The sequence below is a fragment of the Desulfonatronospira sp. MSAO_Bac3 genome (genome assembly GCF_003838035.1).
Taxonomy (GTDB): domain Bacteria; phylum Desulfobacterota; class Desulfovibrionia; order Desulfovibrionales; family Desulfonatronovibrionaceae; genus Desulfonatronospira; species Desulfonatronospira thiodismutans.
On the sequence record NZ_QYZY01000329.1, the window covers coordinates 1 to 18356 of the forward strand.

The following is an 18356-nucleotide window of genomic DNA, read 5'->3' on the forward strand; positions in this document are numbered from 1 at the left end:
ATGCCCCATGCCCTATGCCCCTACCACATCCGGATCCGACCCGAAGCCCAGGACTCTAACGCCTGCATCCAGTCGCGCATGAATGTGCTCAGGACCTCACCCTGGGCGGCCATATCCGCCACTTCCAGGTAGGATACCAGGCGCACGGCTACCACCAGCAAAAAGACCCCCGGACAGACAATAATGGCCGCTTTGTTGCGCAGGGGATGTGCACTGCGGGCTATCCGCAGCAGAAGCAGAACCGCAAGTACCAGAAAAATTACAAACAGGGCTCCGGGCATTATCAGGTGATCCGGCATGAACACCTCCCTGCCGGCAAAATACAACCAGATGCAGGTCAAAGGGGAAACGACCGCAAAAAAGATCCCGCACCTGGATACATATCCCAGGACAAAGCGGTAATAATCCCTGCCGAAGTCATCCAGGTTGCGCCGGTATAAAAGGTATAAAAGACCCGCTGCTGATCCTGCGGCAATGGAAAGCAGGTACACCTGGACCAGGACTGGCCAGAACATGGAATCCGCCTGGGGATATACCGGGGACAGGGGGTCAAGCTCCCTCCACACGGCCCATAAAAGAATTCCGGCAAAGAGCATGCATGCCGCCCCCCCTACAGAACCCACCACCAGATGCAGCCACTTGACGCGGGCCAGCCAGTTCCAGCACAGGGTGAAAAAACCGAAAAAAATCAGGGCCACAAAGCAGATATATAAACCCGACTCCCAGAAAACATGGTGCTCCAGCCACATATCCGCTTCAGGCCCGTAGTAATAGCTGGCCCCAAGAACCCCGGCACAGGCCAGGGACGTGGATATAATAAAAAGAAGCCCCAGTCTGGCTATCTGCCTGGCCATCTTGAACATGAAAACCTTCTTCCGCGCTATTCCACTCAGGTATCCAAGCAGAGACAGAACAGGCACCCCGGTAAAACAGGCCAGGATAAAAAAAAGCGCTGCTGCAGGAAGAATATCGTTTATGGATATGAAAATTTGCATGAAAATTCTCCAGTAAAATGCATTGCACGGTCAATAGCGTTCAACCGGGCGGATTTTGCCCCAAAAGTACTTTACTGGCAAGGATATAAATCCGGGCCTTTAAACTCCTTGAAAAACCCGGGTGGTTGAAGTAACCTGTAAATTACATATCCTGAAACTTAAAACTGCAATCAGGAGAAAGAAATGACCTTCAGACTGCTGCTGCTTTTTCCTGCCCTGTTGCTGGTGGCGGGGTGCTCATCAGCCAAGCGCTACCCCCCGGAGGAAATGCATGATATCAGTGACAGGCTCTCGAGTCTGGAACAAAAAGTTCAGGAACATGACCAGGAAATAAGTAACCTGCAGACAGGGCTTGGCAACCTGAGACAGGATACTGAAAATATGCGCAGGCAGACCGCCCTGCGAATCATGGACCTGGAAATGCAGCTTGAACGGGAAGATTTTGTACCGGGCCCCGGGCCTGAAAACCTGGAGCCGGAACCAGTGGAAGAACCACCTGATCCACCACCTGCACCAGAAAAAAATGAAAAAGAGCCTGACAAGCCGGCGCCTGAAGCCAGGCAACTCTACAACCAGGCCCTGGAACTGTATTTTGACGAACAGGCCGAACAGGCCAGGCAGGCCTTCAGGGAATTCATAGACACGTATCCGGAACACCCCCTGGCTCCAAATGCCTGGTACTGGCTGGCTGAAACTTTTTACATGGAAAAAGAATACCCCCAGTCCATCCTGACCTTCAGGCAGGTACTGGAACATTTTCCTGAGGATCCCAAGGCACCGGATGCCCTGCTCAAAATAGGCTATGCCTACAAGAGACTCGAGGACAAAAGAAATGCCCGGTTTTACCTGGGGGTACTACTGGAGGACTACCCGGAAAGCAGCGCAGCGGACAAGGCCGGAGAAACACTTGATTCCCTTTAAGGGCGGGGGGATTATCTATCCTAATGCGGGCTATGCCCGCAACCCAAGAAATAAAGAAACCTTAACCGCCCGTTCTCCCGCCCATGGCGGGATCACTCAAGGTAGAAGGTCACAAAGGAAGGCAGGAAGTTTTTTCATTTGTCACGCGCTTCGCGTGATAACGGCAAATGAAAAGGCCGCCTTGTCCAAAACCGTGTCCCGGTTTTGGACAATACACCTGCTTCGCGTCTTTAACTTTGCGTACTTAGCGACTTTGCGGTTCAAAGGCCTGCCACGCTTCTTAGCGTGGTTCTTGTTTTTTTATGACAGGGTTTCAAGAGTAAGTCACCAAGGCAGCCAAGTGCTCAAATTTTCCAGAGAAGACGAAATATGGGCCTGTCTGGCACTCTCCAAGACCAGAAGCCTGGGATGCAAGACCTGGCAGAAAATCCTGGAGGTTTTTCGCTCCCCGGCCCAGGCCCTGGCCAACAGCAGTCACTGGGCCGAGATGGGGCTGGTGAGTTCATCTCAGGCCGGCATCTTTAATTCCGGTCAGTGGAAGTCCGAGGCCCAGCGTGAGTTTGAACGTATCCAGTCCGGACAGGAACAGGTACTGATATGGTCTGACTCCGAATATCCCGAACATTTACGGCATATTGCCGGGCCTCCTGTTTTGCTGTATTATCTCGGTGATATCTCCTTAGCTAAAAGTCCTTCTCTGGCGGTAGTGGGTTCCAGAAACAGCTCTGCCTACGGCCGGGAAATGACCTCGAAAATCTGCAGGGAGCTTTCAGAAAAAGGAATAACCATAGTCTCAGGATTCGCCGAAGGCATAGACCGCGAAGCTCACAGGGCGGCCCTGAGCGCTCCAGGCAGCACCGTAGCCGTGCTGGGCACCGGCATAGACCTTATCTACCCGGCCATCAACCAGGATCTGTGGACGCATATCAGGGACCACGGCCTGATACTTTCGGAATTTCCCAGGGGAACCAGGCCGGATGCGCATAATTTCCCCTATCGCAACCGCATCATCAGCGGGCTCTCCCTGGGGGTGCTGGTAATGCAGGCGGAAATAAAAAGCGGCAGCATGCTCACAGCCGGCTATGCCCTGGACCACAACAGGGAAGTCTTTGCCCTGCCCGGACAGGTGAATCTACCCGGTTTTAGCGGGTGCAATCAGCTTATCCGCCAGGGGGCCATACTGGTAAGAACCGCCCAGGACATCCTGGAGGCCCTTCAGCTTGGACTGAAAAACCACCTGCAGCAGGAAAATGATAATGAAATGTCTGCACCAGTTCCTGCTGAACCGGCTCTTCCCGGTGATCTGACCAGCGAAGAAAAGGCCGTTGCCGGGGAACTTATAAACCGGGAGCGCACGCACATAGATGACCTCTCACAGTGCCTGGATCTGAGCCCTTCCAGCATCAGCCGGATCCTGGTAAACCTTGAGATACGGGGCATGGTCAGAAGAGAACCCGGCATGTACTATAAATTTGTTCAAAACTGACGCGGGCTATGCCGCAGCCCGGTTATCTGTTATTTGTTCATTGTTGATGGGGTAAGGCAGTTAATTCAAGCTTTTGGTCTTAAGCAGTTAACACTACAGCGAAACTTATGATTAACCTCCGGGGACTGTCCCCAACTGAGATACCATACTGTATTTTATAAGTTTCGCTGTAGTGTTAACAAATAACTATTAACTGATAACACTACAGCGAAACTTATTTATTCACCTCCGGGGACTGGCTCTTTTGCCGCCGAATTTTTGAAGCATTTGCAAATTAGCAACCGGCAAAAGTGCCTGTCCCCGATTTAGACAGGTTGAAAAGTTTTATAAGTTTCGCTGTAGTGATAACAATTTCTTGTTTTTTATGACAAAGTTTCACCAGTAAGCGCTATTTAAGCACAACAGGGAATCAGATTGCAAAAAATACCTCTCAAGATGGCCGCTGCAGGCATGGTCCTGGAAAAACCCGTGGTCAGGGACAACGGCCAGGTCCTGGTGGGTGCCGGCACGGAACTGACTGAATCCCTTCTGGAACGGCTGGAAAGAATGGAAGTGGAGTGGGTCACAGTGCAGGGCAACCCAGTAAACATGGAAGGCCTGGGAACAAGCTCGTACCAGGACCGCATCAGGGCCCTGGACAGGATCTTCAGGCAGCACGAGCAGGATCCCTGGATGATGAAAATGAAAAAATTCCTGCGGGGATACTTCAAGCGCAAGGCTGCACAGCAGACCTCCCAGGGGCCTGCAAAAGACACTGAAACAGAGCAGAACTGATCTGCCGGGGCCAACATGCAGGACCTTTATCTGGAAAAAAAGAACAGAATCCTTTCGGTCAAGGATCTGCCTACGCTGCCTATTGTTCTGGACGAAGTTACTGAACTGGTGCAGGACCCCAGTTCCTCCACCGACCAGATAGCCAAAGTGATTTCCAAGGACCAGGTTTTGTCGGCCAAGGTCCTGAAAATGGTCAACTCCCCTATTTACGGTTTTCCCCGCCGCATAGGCACCATCCAGCACGCCCTGGTTCTTCTGGGGTTCAATGTGATCCGGGGACTTATTATCAGCACCTCGGTATTCGACATAATGGCCAAAAACATGATGGGACTCTGGGAACACAGCCTGGGGTGCGCCACGGCCTGCGCCGGGATAGCCAAGCAGGCCGGACTCAAGGACCCGGAAGAGTATTCAGTGGCCGGTCTCCTGCATGACCTGGGCAAACTGGTAAGCATTATCCAGCTGCCGGAAATAAAGGAAGAGGTGGACGCCCTGGTCCTGGAAAAAGATATTACCTATTACCAGGCTGAAAGGGAAGTCATGGGTTTTGCTCACGACCGCATCAACGCCTGGCTGGCGGATCACTGGAACCTGCCCCTGCGGCTGCGCGAAGGCCTGGTCTGGCATCACCGGCCCAAGTCAGCCCAGCATTACCCGGATGTAGCCTGCGTTGTACACCTTGGAGATTTTCTATCCAGGATTTTCCAGGTGGGCAACAGCGGAGACGACCAGGTCAACTACCTGGACAAGTATATATTCAAGGTGCTCAACCTGCGCCAGGAAGACCTGGAAAAGTCACTTGATCACCTGGACCGCGAACTGGTTGAACTCACAGGGTTCATCCCGGATTAGGCCTGAAGGAAACCCCCATGCCCAAAACTGAAAGCCATATTTTCCTTATTTCCTCGGATGCAGAACTTTATACCACCCTCAAGTCCATCTGCTCCCATGCCCAGTGGACGGTTTTTGAACGTGGCCGGGGGGCCATCGAGCTTCTTTTCAACAGCCCACCTGATTTATTGATAGTAGACAACAAGATGCCGGACCTGCAAGGCACGGAACTTATCAGGATATTCAAGAGCGAAAATGTCTACCGCCAGGTTCCGGTGGTCCTGTGCCTGGACCGCGAAGAAGTTGACGCAGGACCGGACCTGGCCGCCCTGGAGGTGGACGATTTCCTGGTAAAGCCGCTGGATCCCGGTGAAAGCAGGCTCAGGCTGGAGCTTATCATGGCCAGGGCATCCTGGGAACTGGATGCCAACCCCCTGACCAAGCTCCCGGGCAATACCTCCATCATCCAAAAGATCCAGGACATGCTGGACAGGCAACAGGAGTTCGCCCTGGCCTATGCTGACCTGGACAACTTCAAGTCTTTCAACGACAAGTACGGCTTTTCCAGGGGGGACGAAGTCCTCATGATGACCGCCCGGGTGATTGTAAACACCATCCGGGCCTTTGCCGGCATGGAGTCCTTTGTGGGTCACGTGGGAGGCGACGACTTTGTTTTCATTGTCCCCCCGGACAAGGCCGAAAGCGTCTGCTCCATGCTGGTACAGAATTTCGACGGCATCGTGCCCAACTTTTACGACCCCGAAGACCTGAAGCAGGGAGGAATTCATTCCACCACCCGGGATGGCAAGGCAAGTTTTTTCCCCTTGATGGCCGTATCCATAGCCGTGGTTTTCAACAAAAAAGGCGAACTTACTCACTACGGAGAGGCCTCGGAAAAGGCCATGAACCTGAAAAGCATAGCCAAGAAAGAACCTGGAAGCTCCTATGTCCTGGATCGCAGACAGCCTGCCTGATGAAGCAACGGCATTTCTGGCCCATCTGGATGTGGAAAAGGGGTTCTCCGGGGCAACCCTGCAGGCTTATTCCAAAGACCTGTTGCAGTGGGAAGAATTTCTGCAGACCAGAAACAAGACCTGCGCCAGCCCTCAGGATATTGTCCGGGCGGACGTGCACGCCTTTCTGGTACAAATGCACAAACTGAACCTTTCCAAGTCCTCCATGGCCCGAAAGCTTTCCTCCCTGCGAACTTTTTTCCGTTTCCTGCAAAAACAGAAAATCATCCAGCAAAACCCCTGCACCGGGGTCCGCAATCCCAAACAGGAAAAACCCCAGCCCGGGGTTCTGAACGTGGACCAGGCCCTGGAAATGGTCCAGGCCCAACTGGAACCAAGCCCCAGAAACACAAGGGACCTGGCCCTGGCCGAGGTGCTCTACGGTTCCGGGCTGCGCGTAAGCGAGGCCCTGAGCCTGGACCTGGACGACGTGGACCAGGGCCAGAGCCTAGTGCGTGTCCAGGGCAAGGGACGCAAGGAAAGGCTGGCCTTTCTCACCCGGCCCGGGCTGGAGAGACTCAGCCAGTACATTGCCCTGCGCCACGCCTTTGAGCCTGATCTCCGGGAAAAGGCCCTCTTCCTGGGCATGCGGGGGGGGCGTCTGCACCGCCGGGAGGCGGTCAGGATCATCCAGCGCCTGGGACAGATATTTGCCAGGGCCCAAGGCGTAAGCCCCCACACTCTGCGGCACAGTTTTGCCACGCATATGCTTCAGGCAGGTGCGGACCTGCGCATTGTTCAGGAACTTCTGGGGCACAGCCGCATTTCCACCACCCAGCGCTACACCCATTTAAACCTGGACCAGGTCATGCAGGTTTATGACAAGGCCCATCCCCTGGCCCGGGAAAAAGACAAAAATCAGGACGGCTGAGAAAGGCTTGATTCCAGGCATGAAAATTACTAAATGGACAAAACTGCCGGTAACGGTCAAAAAAATAAAAAGGCAGAACCCCATGACTCCAGTGGATTTCTCGGAACAGGAAAGAGAAGTGCTTCGAATTGTTCAGGCCGACCTGCCCGACACCCAGTCACCCTATGCCGAGATAGCCGCCAGGGCGGGTATATCCGAGCAGGAGGTCCTGGATCTGCTTAAGCGCCTGAAAGAACAGGGCATTATCCGCAGGTTTGGGGCCACCCTGAGGCACCAGCAGGCCGGATACGGCCACAACGCCATGGTGGCCTGGTACGTTGACGATACCATGGATATACGGCATGTAGGAAAAATCATGTCCAGGCGCTCGGAAATAACTCACTGCTACGAGCGGGCAAGCTGCATGGACTGGCCTTACAACCTGTACACCATGGTCCACGGGCGCAGCCCGGAGCACTGCACCCGGGTGGTTTATGAACTGGCCCGGGAAACCGGTGTGGAACAGTATGAAATGCTTTTCAGCTACAAAGAGCTTAAAAAAACCTCCATGAGCTATTTTTAAGTTTTTCCGGCCTTAAACCAAATCATCAAACAACATCGAGGTTATTTATGAGTATTTCCCAGGATCTTTTCAATACCGCCAGAGAATTGATTCCCGGCGGCGTCAACAGCCCGGTACGCGCCGGGAGTGTGGGCATGCACCCCCTGTTCATTGCCAGGGCCCAGGGTGCTTACATGTATAGCCAGGAAGGAGACCCCTATATCGATTATGTTATGTCCTGGGGTCCCATGATCCTGGGCCACAACCATCCCCGGGTACGCAAGGCCCTGGAGGATGCCCTGCAAAACGGCACCAGCTTCGGAGCCCCCTGCAAGCCCGAAATAGATCTGGCTCAAGAAATTATTGATGCCCTGCCGGGCGTGGAAATGGTGCGCATGGTCAATTCCGGAACCGAGGCCACCATGTCCGCCCTGCGTCTGGCCCGGGGATATACCGGCAGATCCAGGGTGATAAAATTTACCGGGTGCTTCCATGGCCACGTGGACGCCTTTCTGGCCAGCGCAGGATCAGGAGCGGTGAGCATTCCCGGCACTCCCGGGGTGCCGGATGAGGTGGTGGCCCAGACCCTGCTGGCGGATTACAACAACCTGGAACAGGTCCAGGAGCTGTTTACCAGATACGGCTCAGACATTGCAGCCATTTTTGTGGAGCCCGCTGCCGGTAATATGGGACTTGTTCCTCCTCAGCCTGGATTTCTTGAGGGGCTGCGCAGGCTGGCGGATGAGTATGGCGCGCTTTTGGTCTTTGACGAGGTGATCACCGGCTTCAGGCTCTCCTATTCCGGAGCCCAGGGCTATTATAACGTGACCCCTGATCTCACCTGCCTGGGCAAGATCATCGGAGGTGGACTCCCTGTCGGGGCCTACGGAGGCAAGCGTGAAATCATGAACAAAATCGCCCCGGCTGGAGAGGTTTATCAGGCCGGGACCCTGGCCGGGAACCCTCTGGCCATGACCGCCGGACTGACAACCCTGCAGGCCCTCAAAGAGCATGATTATAACTACTTAGAGGAGAAAACCAGTGAACTGGCTCAAAAGCTCAAAGAGGTTCTGGCAGAAAAAGGGCTGCCGGTTCAGCTCAATCTTCTGGGTTCCCTGTTTACACTGTTTTTCACCCCGGATCCGGTTACGGACCTGACATCGGCCAAAAAATCCGATCAGGAACTTTTCCGCAAATTCTACACCGGGATGCGGGAACAGGGTATTTACCTGGCTCCTCTCAACTATGAGTGCGCTTTCAATTCATTCGCCCACGGCCCCAAAGAGTGGGAAAAGACCCTGGAGTCCGCCAAAAACCTCAAGTTCTAAAAATAACAAACACCCAATACTTTTCTTGACAGGGTAACGGTTAGAGTATATTAACTTAACCAGGTTGTGCTGTTTTGAACAATGTTAAAGGTATAAGGAGGTGTTGGAAATTATGAGAAAATCCATGGTGATCGGTATGATCTGTGCTTTTTTTGTGGGCTTCGTGCTGCTGCCCAGCCTCTACGCCGGACTGACGGAACGACATGAGAGACTGGACCAGGACATGGAGTACGAGTTCGGCTCATATGCTGACGAATGGCTGCTCTATGCTCCCGAGGAGTACGGCGAAATGAGAGAGGCCCCGTCACCCTTTTCCCACACTGTTCATGGAGATTTTGACTGCGGCGAATGCCACCATGACGAAGAAGGGGAACCCTGGGACGGCACATACGAAATCAAGGGATGCATGAGCGAGGGCTGTCACGACATGGCCGTGGCTGAAGAGCCCCAGGACAGAAGAGACATCAGGTACTTCTACAAGGCCTATCATGACCTGTGCATGACCGGCTGCCACCGCGACCTGGCCAGGGCCGGAGAAGAGTCCGGGCCTACAGCATGTCCCGAGTGTCATCCAAAGGATTAACTTTTGATCCAAAACGTTTTGTAAAAAGGGGGGAGCCAGGCTCTCCCCTTTTTTTATTCCCTGTCTTCACCTTCAAATATGCGGCCTTCTGCCTCAAAGCAAAATCAGGCTGCTTTATCAGCTCATCACCTTGAAACTCTTGCCTTCACCAGCCATGTCCAGTATGGTAAACAGGCAATCGACGATAAAATCTTGTCCTTTGGACCATTAGAGGATACCTGCATTTTTTCGTTTCATCACACCACAAGCAGGGCGACAGGCCGGCCCAAGGCGGTGCATATGGCTCAAAAGCAAAAAAAATCCCAGGACGAAGAAATCATTGATCTGACCGAAGTCATCGAAGAGGGTGACCCTGAAATGGCCCCCCCTCCCAAAGACAGGGAGCAGGAATCAGACGATGATTTTGATGACGACTTAAAAGACCTGTTCGACAGCCTGGGCTCTGATGATGAACAGGACGACCAGGACAGCGATCTGGACAAGGAATTCGAGGACCTGTTCAAGGAACACAGTGAACAGGAAACCGGTTCAAAAGAAAAAGCCGGAGAAGAAGAGTCCGAGGCCGACGATTTTCTGGAAGAGCTGATGCAGGAAACAGGCGGTTCCTCTGAGAAAGATGCGGACAAAACCGGGTCCCGGCAGGAAGATCCCGACCTGGAAGATCTTTTTGGAGACGAGGACTTTGAACAGGAGCGTGCAGACAAGACCGGGCCTGAGGAAGAACCTGCTTCACAACCAGAACCTTCCCTTAAGGAGGATATGCCCCAGGAGAGTGAAAAGCAGGCCGAAACAGACTTTGAGCCTGAACCTGAAGCACCCCCTGCTGAACCACCTGAGGAAGACCTGGAGCCGGCAGAAAAGCCGGAAGCTGAATCCCCGGCAGATGAACCCGCCGACCAAGCCGCTCCTGCCCGGGAAACAGGTGAAGTGGACAAATCAGCTCCAAGCGGAGTGGAACATCTGGCCCAGCAGATGGAAAACATGGAAGAACGTATGGACAAGCTCCAGGCACAGATGGATCTTGCAGAAGAAGAGTTTGCAGGCCGGGTCCTGCAGACCCTGGAAGAAAAGGGCTCTCAGCTTGGCTTTATCCAGGAAATGATCCCCGGGATTGTGAATCAGGCCGTAGAAAAGGGCGAGGAAAAAATCCAGGAAAAACTGGATGAACTCAAGGAAGGCGAGCTTCAGGACATACTTTCCAGGCTTGCTCTGCTTGAAGAAAAGGTAGCCGGAATACAACTGCCCGATATTCAGGAACTGCAGGACAAGCTGGAGCAGAAGATTGACCAAAAGATTCAAAACGCCCTGTCAGAGCAAAAAGAAGGTCCGGAACAGGACTTTGAAGCCCTGAAACAGGAACTGCATCAGGAACTGGAAAACAAAATCCAGGAATCACTCCCGGATACAGAAGACAGCGCCGCCAAAAAAAACACTGAACAGCTGCAGCAGGAGATGGACTCCCTGCGTCAAAATGAGCTGCAGGATCTAAACTCAAGGATGAAAAACCTTGAGGATCAGGTGGGCAGCCTGGACACCCCGGATGTCGAATCCATCAAAAACGAACTGGAACAAAAAATAAATCAGGCCCTTGATGCTGTTAATAACCCGCAGCAAGAGCAGCCTGATCTCTCCGGACTGAAAGATGAAGTGGTGCAAAGTGTTGAAGGCCGCATCCAGGAACTTGTATCCACCTGGCAGAATGAAAAAAAGTCCCTGGCTGCAGAACTTGAAAACGCCCTGACTTTCTGGGGCAGGATGCAGGAGAAACTTACCGAATTAAGCCAGGACATAGGCGAACTAAAGGACAGGGAAAGACAGCCGGACCCTGAACTGCAGGAAAAACTCGATTCCCTCTACCAGAACTCCGTGAGCAGAGAAGATCTGCGCCACCTGGCCTCGCAGCTCAGGCACGAACTTGAGGAACATGTGCAGAAGCAGGTCCCTGCAGCAGCCGCCCGGGTAATCCGCGATGAAATAATGGCCATGCTCCAGGAGGACCAGGAGCAGGAATAATCATATTTTTTAACAACCAAAAAGGGGGAGGGCTTTGCGGGTTTTTCCCCTTTTCACCGCCCGGTTTGTGTTTTGACTGGTCAAACCATTTCCCCGCCGGGCGGTTTTTTTAAGCTTATTTTTAAAAAAAGAGGCAGGAATGGATCAGGCGGAAAAGCAGGCAGTGCAGGTAACCAAGGAGATAGTGGTGAAATTCATAGAAGTGGGGCGTATTTCCCCGGGCAATTTTCATGAATTCTTCTCCCCCATCTATAAAGAAGTTCTGGACACCATCAGGAGCAAACAGGAACAAAACGGGAAGAAAGAGGAAGAGTCCGCCTCATGACCGATCCCCGGCACAGCCGGAAAGTAGCCGGCTTATTCAGCAGCATAGCCCCCTGGTATGACTTTCTAAACCATTTTCTAAGCCTGGGGCAGGATTTTTACTGGCGTCGCAGGCTTGCAGGACACATTCGCCTGGCTGACCAAGGCACTGCTGCAGACCTGGCCGCCGGCACCATGGATGTTACTAAGGAAATCCTGCGCCATAACCCCGGCAGCCAGGTGCTTGCCCTGGATTACACCAGGCCCATGCTGGTCAGAGGGCAGCACAAGCTGGAGAAATACAGGCAGGATTTTTTACCTGTCCAGGCTGACGGCCGTTATTTGCCCCTGCCTGATGCAAGCGTACACTGCGTCAGCATAGCCTTTGGAATCCGCAACATTGTACCGCGTATCCAGGCCTGCAAAGAAATCCTTAGAGTACTAAGGCCCGGCGGCAGGCTCTGTATCCTGGAGTTCGGCACAGGAAAAAAAAGAATCTGGGGCGGGGTGTACAATTTCTATCTGTCCCGGGTACTGCCCCTGCTGGGCCGGCTTATCTCCAGGGATAGAGAGGCTTACACCTATCTGGCCCAAACCATCGCCGGTTTTCCGGATGAGGACAGGCTCTCCCGGGAACTTAAACAGGCCGGATTTTCCAGGATTTTTTACTACCCCATGTGCTCCGGGATAGTATACGTTCACGTGGCCCAGAAACCCGGTCCCTGATCCTGCGAGGTTACTTGCTGGTGGCTGAAGTTGCGCAGGGCTAAAAACTCTGTCCCAGAAAAATAACCAGCACCCCAAGCACAAGTCCGGTAAAGCCCAGGCGGCGAAGATTGGATGGACTCTGCTGGGCCAGAGTGCTCAGGATACCGGGCATTCTTTCCGCAAACAGAAAATAGGGGATGCTTTCCAGAATGAAAGCCAGACCCAGGGCACTCAAAAATAGAGTCAGATCGAATTGCATGGGTTAAAACATATACTTTTTGTCCGGCAAAGTCCACCAGACAACCCTGGCGGAATGGCAGATCCGGATTTATGTAGAGGAGGCAGGCCTGCATTCTGAAACTGTCTTAACTGCCTTGACGATGGTACGCACCGCATGATTCTTTTTACCGCCGCAACCCTGAAGGAACTCAAGCACTTCTGCAGCAGCATGTCCGGGTTTGATTTTCAGGGCAGCACAGGGCATTGTACCTGGAGAAAACACACCCGCATGCTTCTTTTAACCTGCGGCGTAGGCCCTTTGAATGCAGCCCTGGGTCTACAGAGTTTTCTGGCGGCGCATCCGCAAACAGACATGGTCATAAACACAGGCATAGCCGGCAGCTATGACCTGGACCTGCTTCCCATAGGTTCTGTCTGCGTGGCTTCAGCCGAGATCTGGCCTGAATACGGAATCCGCACCGGACCCGGACCGGCGGACCCGGAACTTCTGGGATTTCCTTTAAGCGGCCAGGATACAAGCCCTGTCTGGAACAGGATTGAGCTTGATCCACGGCAGATGTCCAATTATGGTGATGTCTTTAATGAGACGTTGCCTGCAGGCTGGACCGCGGCAGCCTCGCTCACTGTGGCCGGAGTCAGCGGAACTTTGGAAGTCGCCCGGGAGCTTGCCGGGACCTTCAACGCCGGCATGGAAAACATGGAGGGCTTTGCTCTGGCCTATGTCTGCAGGAACAAAAAAATTCCTTTTTCAGAAGTAAGAACCATCTCCAACCTGGCCGGCTCCAGAAACAGCCGGGACTGGAATTTCAGGGATGCTTTCAGCTCCCTGGCCAGACTGCCTGCACAGATGTTCAAAAATGGATGAACCGGGATGCCTGAAATAAGAACCTTGAACGTGGCCATATCTCCCTGTCCCAATGATACTTTTATTTTCGGGGCCTGGATTCTGGGTCTTGTTCCGGACCTGGAGGGATGCAGGAGCAGATTTGCCTGGAGGGATGTGGACCTTTTAAACCAGTGGGCCCGGAAAAACTACTGCAGCCTTGTCAAGGTATCCGCCGGCCAGGCTCTGGACCTGCAGGATAAGTACTTTATACTGTCCAGCGGTGCAGCCTTTGGCCTGAGCCATGGACCAAAACTCGTGGCCCGCAGAGGCCTAAAAACCAGACCAGGTTTTATCGCCGTACCCGGACTGCAGACCACTGCCTGCAGCCTCCTGAGAGCTGCGCTGGATTATGACTTTAAAGCCCTGCCCATGCCCTTTGACCGCATCGTCGACTGCCTGGAACAGGGCCATGCGGATGCAGGACTCCTGATCCACGAAACAGCTCTGATTTACCAGCAATACCACCTGGAGCTGCTTCTGGACCTGGGCTCATGGTGGGGGGAAGAAGCAGGAGATCTGCCCCTTCCCCTGGGCTGCATCATCATGCGCAAAGACCTGGGCCAGGCCCTGAAAGACCGCGTAGAGGAACAGATCCGCTGCAGCCTGGACACGGCCCGGCAAAGACAGCCTGAACTGATGCCCCTGATCTCGCATCTGGCTCAGGAGATGGATACGGATGTCATTGACAGACACATCCGGGCCTACGTCAACCAGTACAGCCGGGACATGGGCCGACCGGGCAAAGAGGCCCTGCAAAAGCTGCAGCAATTGAAGACATCCATGTCCGACCCGTCAGACAGGTCAGACACGTCAGACAAGTCAGACAAGTCGGACACATCAGACAAACTCCGACAAAACCCCCTAAACCCAACACATTCAAATAAATGAGCAAACTAAGCGACTTCTTCAGCCGGGAACTTCCCCGGATAAACGCTACCCTGGAGCAGGAACTGGCTCAGCTGAACCCTCTGGTCAAGGAAGTGGGTGAACACATCCTGTTATCAGGCGGCAAGCGGCTTCGTCCCATGCTGACCATACTCACAGCCAGATGCCTGGGCTATCAGGATCAGGATATCTATCCCCTGGCCTGCTCCCTGGAATTCTTGCATTCCGCGACACTTATCCACGACGATATCCTGGACAGTGCCGACACCCGCAGGGGACAGACCGCCTGTCATCTGGCCTTCGGGCTGCACCGCACAGTGCTGGCCGGGGACGCCCTGCTGGCCCTGGCCAACCTTATCGTGGCCAGATACGATATCCCGGCCATGAATTACTGCGTGGCCCAGGCCATTATGCGCACTGCCACCGGAGAGGTGGAGGAAATAGCCCAGATACGCTGCCCAAAGCCGGACAGGGCTGCCTACCTGGAGATCATCAAGGGAAAAACAGCAGATCTTATCCGGGCTGCCTGCAGCTGCGGGGCCATGCTGGCCCGGACCGACCAGGAAACACTTGAATATGCCGACAGCTTCGGCCTCAATGTAGGCATGGCTTTTCAGCTGGTGGACGATGCCCTGGATTATGCAGCCGAACATGAACTCCTGGGAAAACCCTTGGGAGGTGACCTCAGGGAAGGCAAAATCACTCTGCCCCTTATACTGTATCTGCAGACCCTGCAGGAAGACCAGCAGGGCAAACTTCTGCACAAAATGGCCCATGACGATCTTTCCGATCCGGAAATGAAGCGGATAATCTCTGAAATCCAGGAAATGGGGCTGGACAAAAAGGTCCGGGAAGAGGCCGGGGAATACCTGCAGCTGGCCGGACAGGCACTTGTATCTTTCCCGGAAACACCGGAGAAGTTACTTTTGCAGGAAATCGTTGAAGTGGTCAGAAGCAGGAAGTTTTAATTGAAGGAGAACATATGGCGCTCAAGCTGGAACTGGACCTGCTGGAACATGTACGCGACGTACAGGGCGAAGGGATTGCCCGCAGGATTAACCAACACCTGGGAATTTCTGTAGACAGCGTACGCATGATCACCTGCTATACCATATCAGGTGTCCAAAAATCCCAGAAACAGGAAATCCTGGACAGGCATATCCTGTCCGACCCTGTACTGCATAAGCCGGCCTTTAAACCCCTGGCCGCTGACTTCGACTGGATAATCGAGGTGGGATTCAAGCCGGGTGTAACAGACAACGAAGGCCGCACCGCGGCCAGGGCTCTACAGCAGGCCCTGACAGAACCAGGCCCTGACATCCGGGTCTACACCAGCAGGCAGTACCTCATAAATGCCCGCCTGGACCGGGAACAGGCCACCAGGATCGCCAGAGATCTTCTGGCCAACGAACTCATCCACCGCTACGAAATAAAGGACCATCAGGAATGGTCAAGCAGGCCGGGGTTTACCCCGGTAGAGGCAAAAGTCACCGGTATTCCCAGCGATGAAGTGTCTGCAGTCACCCTTGAAGGCTTAAGCGATGAAGACCTGATGCAGCTGAGTCGTGAAATGGTCCTGGCCCTTAGCCTGGAAGAAATGCATACCATCAGGGACTATTACCTGGATGAACAGGTCAGGACCATAAGGCAGAACCTGGACCTGCCCCTGCAGCCCACGGACGTGGAGCTGGAATGCCTTGCCCAGACCTGGTCCGAGCACTGCAAGCACAAAATCTTCAACGCCCGCATTGACTATCACAATGCTGAATCCGGCCGCAAAAGCACCATCAACAGCCTGTTTGACACGTACATAGCCTCCAGCACCCGGGACATACGCAGGCAGAAAAAGGACCAGGACTTCTGCCGCTCTGTTTTCAAGGACAACGCCGGGGTCATAGCCTTTGACCAGGATCTGGACGTGTGCATCAAAGTGGAGACCCACAACAGCCCTTCTGCCCTGGACCCTTACGGCGGGGCCCTGACCGGCATAGTCGGGGTTAATCGCGATCCCATGGGCACCGGCATGGGAGCGGATCTTCTCTGTAACACCGATGTCTTCTGCTTTGCTTCGCCCTTTTATGACCAGCCCCTGCCCCCGCGGCTTCTGCATCCCAGGCGGGTCATGGAAGGCGTGCGTGAGGGAGTGGAGCACGGAGGCAACAAATCCGGAATCCCCACGGTCAACGGGGCTGTGGTCTTCGAGCCGAGATACCTGGGAAAACCCCTGGTTTTCTGCGGCACCGTGGGCAGCATCCCGGCCCGGGTAGGAGGTGGGCCTGGCTATCAGAAAAAGGCCCGCTGCGGGGACCACATCGTCATGACCGGCGGTCGCATCGGCAAAGACGGCATCCACGGGGCAACTTTCTCCTCTGAAGAACTGCACTCCGGCTCTCCGGCCACCGCCGTACAGATCGGAGACCCCATCACACAGCGTAAGATGTATGACTTTATCATACGGGCCAGGGACTTGGGCCTGTACAACGCCATTACCGACAACGGAGCCGGGGGACTTTCCTCTTCAGTGGGAGAAATGGCCGAAGACACAGGTGGATGCGATCTGGATCTTAGTCTGGCCCCTCTTAAATACGACGGACTGCGTCCCTGGGAAATACTTCTGTCCGAGGCCCAGGAGCGTATGACCCTGGCCGTACCTCCGGACAAGCTGGAGGATTTCATGGACCTTGCCCGGGAAATGGACGTGGAGGCCACGGTGCTTGGCAGCTTCAACGACCATGGCAGTTTCATGATCCGCTACGCAGACCGGGTAGTGGGATGTCTGGACATGCATTTTCTGCATCACGGCCTTTCCCGGATGCACCTGAAAGCCGTATGGAACCGCCCTGACCTGTCCTCAGAGATCTCTGCTGATCTGGGCGATGACCAGGCCGGGGATCTGTTGCTGGACATGCTCTCCCGGCTCAATATCTGCTCCAGAGAATACATTATCCGCCAGTACGACCACGAAGTCCAGGGCGGCAGTGTCATCAAACCCCTGGTGGGGATAAACCGGGACGGCCCAGGGGACGCTGCGGTCATCCGCCCGGTCCTTTCCAGTGAAAAGGGTCTGGTGATCTCTAACGGAATCTGTCCCAAATACAGCGATCTGGACACCTACTGGATGATGGCCAATGCCATTGACGAGGCCGTGCGCAACAACGTGGCCACAGGTGGAGACATGAGGCATATGGCCGGCGTGGACAACTTCTGCTGGTGCGACCCGGTACAGTCCCCAAAGACCCCGGACGGACACTACAAGCTGGCCCAGCTGGTGCGGGCCAACCAGGCCCTGGCCCATTTCTGCCGCGGGTACGGGGTGCCCTGCATTTCGGGCAAGGATTCCATGAAAAACGACTATATGGACCAGGATCTGAAAATATCCATCCCGCCCACGGTACTCTTCTCGGTGATAAGCGTTATTCAGGATATAAACCTGTGCCTGAGCAGCGATTTCAAGTCCCCGGACCAGGATATCTATGTGCTTGGACTGACACGCGACGAACTGGGAGGAAGCGAACTGAGTTACCAGCTGGACATGCAGGGCGGCCAGGTCCCTCAGGTGGACATGCTGTCCAGCCGCCTGCGCTACCATACCTTTCACCAGGCGGCATCAAAGCGCCTGGTAAGCGCCTGCCACGACCTTTCAGACGGCGGCCTGGGAGTGGCCCTGGCGGAAATGGCCATAGGCGGGCGTATCGGGGCCAGCGTGGATATCTCCCTGGTGCCGGCCAGACCCAGGGATCTGCCCTGGTGGAAAATCCTTTACAGCGAATCCGCAGGTCGTTTTATTGTCACCGCCCCCATCCAGAACAGGCAGGAGCTGCAGGATATGTTCAAGGGCCAGTTCCTGGCCCGCATAGGCTGCACCACCGGGGGATCTGAACTAAAGATAAACATGCAGGACAGGACACTTTGCAGGCTGGACGTAAGCCGTATGGCCCGGGCCTGGCAGAAGACCCTGGACTGGTAGCCAGTAAATAA

Annotated in this window: 18 protein-coding genes; 16 read left to right on the top strand and 2 right to left on the bottom strand. The window is 54.3% G+C overall.

Annotation, left to right across the window (positions count from 1 at the left end):
* Positions 1 to 20 precede the first annotated feature (20 nt).
* Positions 21 to 995, bottom strand: a complete 975-nt coding sequence (locus D5S03_RS11405) for a hypothetical protein (protein ID WP_287044085.1) — start codon at positions 993 to 995, stop codon at positions 21 to 23.
* A 183-nt stretch (positions 996 to 1178) separates the two neighbouring features.
* Here D5S03_RS11405 and ybgF point away from each other — a divergent pair, with 183 nt between their 5' ends.
* The 12 genes from ybgF to D5S03_RS11465 all read left to right on the top strand — a co-directional run bounded on the left by ybgF (position 1179) and on the right by D5S03_RS11465 (position 12385).
* Positions 1179 to 1916, top strand: coding sequence for a tol-pal system protein YbgF (gene ybgF, locus D5S03_RS11410; RefSeq protein ID WP_287044087.1), 738 nt, complete (start codon positions 1179 to 1181; stop codon positions 1914 to 1916).
* 340 nt (positions 1917 to 2256) lie between these two features.
* Positions 2257 to 3402 carry a DNA-processing protein DprA gene (gene dprA / locus D5S03_RS11415; protein WP_008870585.1) on the top strand — a complete coding sequence of 382 codons (1146 nt, stop codon included), beginning with the start codon at positions 2257 to 2259 and terminating at the stop codon, positions 3400 to 3402.
* A 414-nt stretch (positions 3403 to 3816) separates the two neighbouring features.
* Positions 3817 to 4176 (top strand): hypothetical protein, encoded by a 360-nt coding sequence (locus tag D5S03_RS11420; RefSeq protein ID WP_008870586.1) that lies wholly within the window; start codon positions 3817 to 3819, stop codon positions 4174 to 4176.
* Between the two features lie 15 nt (positions 4177 to 4191).
* The gene (locus tag D5S03_RS11425) at positions 4192 to 5028 is read left to right on the top strand and encodes an HDOD domain-containing protein (RefSeq protein ID WP_008870587.1); all 837 of its coding nucleotides are present in this window, start codon (positions 4192 to 4194) and stop codon (positions 5026 to 5028) included.
* A 17-nt stretch (positions 5029 to 5045) separates the two neighbouring features.
* The gene (locus tag D5S03_RS11430) at positions 5046 to 5981 is read left to right on the top strand and encodes a GGDEF domain-containing protein (RefSeq protein ID WP_008870588.1); all 936 of its coding nucleotides are present in this window, start codon (positions 5046 to 5048) and stop codon (positions 5979 to 5981) included.
* Positions 5953 to 6891 carry a tyrosine recombinase XerC gene (locus tag D5S03_RS11435; protein WP_287044091.1) on the top strand — a complete coding sequence of 313 codons (939 nt, stop codon included), beginning with the start codon at positions 5953 to 5955 and terminating at the stop codon, positions 6889 to 6891. The genes D5S03_RS11430 and D5S03_RS11435 overlap by 29 nt, the downstream gene beginning before the upstream one ends.
* 82 nt (positions 6892 to 6973) lie before the next feature.
* Positions 6974 to 7453 carry a siroheme decarboxylase subunit beta gene (gene ahbB / locus D5S03_RS11440; protein ID WP_287044111.1) on the top strand — a complete coding sequence of 160 codons (480 nt, stop codon included), beginning with the start codon at positions 6974 to 6976 and terminating at the stop codon, positions 7451 to 7453.
* Positions 7454 to 7500: 47 nt separating this feature from the next.
* On the top strand, positions 7501 to 8760 hold the full coding sequence (gene hemL, locus D5S03_RS11445) for a glutamate-1-semialdehyde 2,1-aminomutase (RefSeq protein ID WP_287044093.1): 1260 nt from the start codon (positions 7501 to 7503) through the stop codon (positions 8758 to 8760).
* A 112-nt stretch (positions 8761 to 8872) separates the two neighbouring features.
* Positions 8873 to 9343: a cytochrome c3 family protein gene (locus D5S03_RS11450; RefSeq protein WP_008870592.1), complete on the top strand. Its 471-nt coding sequence runs from the start codon at positions 8873 to 8875 to the stop codon at positions 9341 to 9343.
* Positions 9344 to 9622: 279 nt separating this feature from the next.
* Complete coding sequence (locus D5S03_RS11455) at positions 9623 to 11356, top strand: hypothetical protein (RefSeq protein WP_287044095.1); 1734 nt, start codon at positions 9623 to 9625, stop codon at positions 11354 to 11356.
* A gap of 139 nt (positions 11357 to 11495) precedes the next feature.
* On the top strand, positions 11496 to 11681 hold the full coding sequence (locus D5S03_RS11460; RefSeq protein ID WP_287044096.1) for a hypothetical protein: 186 nt from the start codon (positions 11496 to 11498) through the stop codon (positions 11679 to 11681).
* Positions 11678 to 12385 (top strand): ubiquinone/menaquinone biosynthesis methyltransferase, encoded by a 708-nt coding sequence (locus D5S03_RS11465; RefSeq protein WP_287044097.1) that lies wholly within the window; start codon positions 11678 to 11680, stop codon positions 12383 to 12385. The genes D5S03_RS11460 and D5S03_RS11465 overlap by 4 nt, the downstream gene beginning before the upstream one ends.
* 40 nt (positions 12386 to 12425) lie before the next feature.
* On the opposite strand, the gene D5S03_RS11470 is transcribed toward D5S03_RS11465, so the two are convergent.
* Positions 12426 to 12626, bottom strand: a complete 201-nt coding sequence (locus D5S03_RS11470; protein WP_008870596.1) for a DUF2065 domain-containing protein — start codon at positions 12624 to 12626, stop codon at positions 12426 to 12428.
* 135 nt (positions 12627 to 12761) lie between these two features.
* Here D5S03_RS11470 and mqnB point away from each other — a divergent pair, with 135 nt between their 5' ends.
* Genes mqnB through D5S03_RS11490 form a run of 4 tightly spaced genes read left to right on the top strand, consistent with a single transcriptional unit; the run spans position 12762 to position 18345 of the window.
* Positions 12762 to 13472 (top strand): futalosine hydrolase, encoded by a 711-nt coding sequence (mqnB, locus tag D5S03_RS11475; RefSeq protein ID WP_008870597.1) that lies wholly within the window; start codon positions 12762 to 12764, stop codon positions 13470 to 13472.
* A gap of 6 nt (positions 13473 to 13478) precedes the next feature.
* Complete coding sequence (locus D5S03_RS11480) at positions 13479 to 14381, top strand: 1,4-dihydroxy-6-naphtoate synthase (protein WP_287044101.1); 903 nt, start codon at positions 13479 to 13481, stop codon at positions 14379 to 14381.
* Complete coding sequence (locus D5S03_RS11485; protein WP_287044103.1) at positions 14378 to 15346, top strand: polyprenyl synthetase family protein; 969 nt, start codon at positions 14378 to 14380, stop codon at positions 15344 to 15346. Before D5S03_RS11480 ends, D5S03_RS11485 begins: the two co-directional genes overlap by 4 nt.
* Before the next feature lie 14 nt (positions 15347 to 15360).
* Positions 15361 to 18345 carry a phosphoribosylformylglycinamidine synthase subunit PurS gene (locus D5S03_RS11490; RefSeq protein WP_287044104.1) on the top strand — a complete coding sequence of 995 codons (2985 nt, stop codon included), beginning with the start codon at positions 15361 to 15363 and terminating at the stop codon, positions 18343 to 18345.
* The last annotated feature ends 11 nt before the right edge of the window (positions 18346 to 18356 follow it).

Excerpts from the sequence above, each read along its gene's own strand:
- D5S03_RS11405 (WP_287044085.1), bottom strand. The coding sequence starts at position 995 with ATGCAAATTTTCATATCCATAAACGATATTCTTCCTGCAGCAGCGCTT.
- ybgF (WP_287044087.1), top strand. The coding sequence starts at position 1,179 with ATGACCTTCAGACTGCTGCTGCTTTTTCCTGCCCTGTTGCTGGTGGCG.
- D5S03_RS11425 (WP_008870587.1), top strand. The coding sequence starts at position 4,192 with ATGCAGGACCTTTATCTGGAAAAAAAGAACAGAATCCTTTCGGTCAAG.
- D5S03_RS11430 (WP_008870588.1), top strand. The coding sequence starts at position 5,046 with ATGCCCAAAACTGAAAGCCATATTTTCCTTATTTCCTCGGATGCAGAA.
- D5S03_RS11435 (WP_287044091.1), top strand. The coding sequence starts at position 5,953 with ATGTCCTGGATCGCAGACAGCCTGCCTGATGAAGCAACGGCATTTCTG.
- ahbB (WP_287044111.1), top strand. The coding sequence starts at position 6,974 with ATGACTCCAGTGGATTTCTCGGAACAGGAAAGAGAAGTGCTTCGAATT.
- hemL (WP_287044093.1), top strand. The coding sequence starts at position 7,501 with ATGAGTATTTCCCAGGATCTTTTCAATACCGCCAGAGAATTGATTCCC.
- D5S03_RS11450 (WP_008870592.1), top strand. The coding sequence starts at position 8,873 with ATGAGAAAATCCATGGTGATCGGTATGATCTGTGCTTTTTTTGTGGGC.
- D5S03_RS11455 (WP_287044095.1), top strand. The coding sequence starts at position 9,623 with ATGGCTCAAAAGCAAAAAAAATCCCAGGACGAAGAAATCATTGATCTG.
- D5S03_RS11460 (WP_287044096.1), top strand. The coding sequence starts at position 11,496 with ATGGATCAGGCGGAAAAGCAGGCAGTGCAGGTAACCAAGGAGATAGTG.
- D5S03_RS11465 (WP_287044097.1), top strand. The coding sequence starts at position 11,678 with ATGACCGATCCCCGGCACAGCCGGAAAGTAGCCGGCTTATTCAGCAGC.
- D5S03_RS11470 (WP_008870596.1), bottom strand. The coding sequence starts at position 12,626 with ATGCAATTCGATCTGACTCTATTTTTGAGTGCCCTGGGTCTGGCTTTC.
- mqnB (WP_008870597.1), top strand. The coding sequence starts at position 12,762 with ATGATTCTTTTTACCGCCGCAACCCTGAAGGAACTCAAGCACTTCTGC.
- D5S03_RS11480 (WP_287044101.1), top strand. The coding sequence starts at position 13,479 with ATGCCTGAAATAAGAACCTTGAACGTGGCCATATCTCCCTGTCCCAAT.
- D5S03_RS11485 (WP_287044103.1), top strand. The coding sequence starts at position 14,378 with ATGAGCAAACTAAGCGACTTCTTCAGCCGGGAACTTCCCCGGATAAAC.
- D5S03_RS11490 (WP_287044104.1), top strand. The coding sequence starts at position 15,361 with ATGGCGCTCAAGCTGGAACTGGACCTGCTGGAACATGTACGCGACGTA.